The following is a 1,937-nucleotide window of genomic DNA, read 5'->3' as shown; positions in this document are numbered from 1 at the left end:
ATCGGCTTGTCGCGAACAGCAGTCGCTGAACGCATCAACAGACTTGAAAAAACCGGTATTATCAAAGGGTATACGGCACAAATAAGAGTAGAAAATGACGGGAGAAACACCGGTTTTGTCCAAAACCTTCACAGGCTGAATTTTTACCTATGGCACTTTCTAACTCGAAAGTGCCCTTTTCTGCGTTAACGTAATTACTCAGTAGCAGATCACGCTACTGAAATCACCGTACTTTTTCTTATATGCCAAAAGTGTTAAAAAGATAAGAGAACATCGAATGATGCTCTCTTAAATATCGGGGAGAGTACAGCTAAATAGTAAACACATTTCAGACGCGAATGAGTGTATACAAAAAGGCCGCAATCAGCGGCCTAGTTTAAAATCTACTAATTCAAAGTTAAAGCATCAATTTGAAGCTCTTTAAGTGTGAGATGAAGCTTGGGAGTCTCTGCTTTTGTAAGCAAGCTAAGAACTCATCTTGGCTCATTGGTGGCCTTTTTAATGAAGCTCTTTGTTGCTGAGCAGCCTTAACGCATGCGCTACTGTCCAATTCGAACATATCGCACAGGAACTCGTCTGGATGTATTGCTGTTAGACCTAAAGGCTCGAGTTCGCAAGAAGGAAAGTCTTTTAGGTTGAACGTAATGATAGACTCAGCCTGACCTTTAATGGCGGCAGCTACAACATGTCTATCATCAACATCGGGTAAAGTAAGGCCATCAATTAAAGACTCATACCCTTCAATCAAGCAGTCTGGAACATTTGCGTTCATTAACTGTCGAGTTCTTTGCAGTTGTTCTGCATTTAGCTCTGGCCTATTTTTCAGTAGATTTCGAGTCCATTCATCATGTATCTGTTCTGTCCATCGCGCTCTAAACAGGCCAGTATTGGCCAAGTACATTAGGTAGCTTCGGAGTGGAGCTGGGTACATTACACATGCGTCTAGAATTACCGTATATGACGCCATTAATATCCCATATCCATTTCTTGGTCTAATGCAGATAGTTCAGCAAGAGCAGCTAGTCTGTTCTCTTCTAGGCAGTTCTTGTACTCCATAAGATCAGTATAAGCTACCTTTCTACGGTTGCCAGTACGGCTAAACGGAATATCACCTGAATCAAGAAGCTTAATGAAAGTAGGACGAGACATGTTTAGCATATCAGCACCTTCTTGCGTTGTGAGTTCCGCATGAATAGGTGTGATGCTAACAGAGTTGCCTTGACCTAATTGAGTAAGCATCTCGATCATCATATTTAATGCGCTTGCTGGAATAGTTACTTCGTGAGTCTTACCAGACTTATCGACAACGTTAATCCTTTGAGCTTCACCATTAATTTCTATAACGGCTGACAACTCTTGGCTACCAAGCTTAGCCAGTGCCATTTCTTCAGCGCTTGGCAATTTTGTAGCAGTATTCATCGTGTTTCTCTCTAGTTTTTAGTTTCTGATGTCATGGTATACAAATCTTCTCACCATGACATTATCCGAAATATTCGAAAAAAGTCAACATTCGAAATATTCGAAAGAAAGAGAGTGTCACATTATCGTTGGACTTAGTGCTCATAGGCGGCCTAGTTCAAGGTCTATCAACGCATGCTTAACTATCTTTAATCATAGTACTTCAATATGTAGTGTATGAGAGGAATTGGTCAGCCAGATGTAGGCTAGCTGAATGATTATAATATTAGAAGTAATTCGAAAGGTCAGAGTGTTCTATGATTCATAACTCGGAATTGTCCGAAGATTAGTTTCAGTTATATCTGTCATGTTAAAGCATGCGGCAATCGTTTACGCCTCGTTATTCATTCGTAACTTGCCATCTTTCTTGTTGTGCCTGTGAAGTTGTCTGATACTTCGATACGTTTCATTTCGATGTTCATGGTGGGTTCGATTTTTTTAAGACGTGCTATATCACTGGCGATTCGTTTACAGCCTAA

The 1,937-nt window shown here is 40.6% G+C and carries 2 protein-coding genes and 1 pseudogene; 1 reads left to right on the top strand and 2 read right to left on the bottom strand.

Annotation, left to right across the window (positions count from 1 at the left end):
- Nucleotides 1-105: pseudogene (locus tag AB4503_RS23695) on the top strand (winged helix-turn-helix transcriptional regulator); the annotation flags it as partial.
- Between the two features lie 292 nt (nucleotides 106-397).
- Here the strand turns inward: AB4503_RS23695 and AB4503_RS23690 are convergent.
- A complete protein-coding gene (locus tag AB4503_RS23690) occupies nucleotides 398-967 on the bottom strand; it encodes a PIN domain-containing protein (RefSeq protein ID WP_017098631.1) in 570 nt (189 codons plus the stop codon).
- Nucleotides 967-1,419, bottom strand: a complete 453-nt coding sequence (locus tag AB4503_RS23685; RefSeq protein ID WP_048667525.1) for a helix-turn-helix domain-containing protein — start codon at nucleotides 1,417-1,419, stop codon at nucleotides 967-969. Before AB4503_RS23685 ends, AB4503_RS23690 begins: the two co-directional genes overlap by 1 nt.
- Nucleotides 1,420-1,937 lie beyond the last annotated feature (518 nt).

Source organism: Vibrio sp. 10N.222.55.B11 (assembly GCF_041473705.1).
Taxonomy (GTDB): Bacteria; Pseudomonadota; Gammaproteobacteria; order Enterobacterales; family Vibrionaceae; genus Vibrio; species Vibrio crassostreae_C.
Note: the sequence above shows the minus strand (reverse complement) of the source record. Positions and strands in the feature narration are given on the sequence as shown.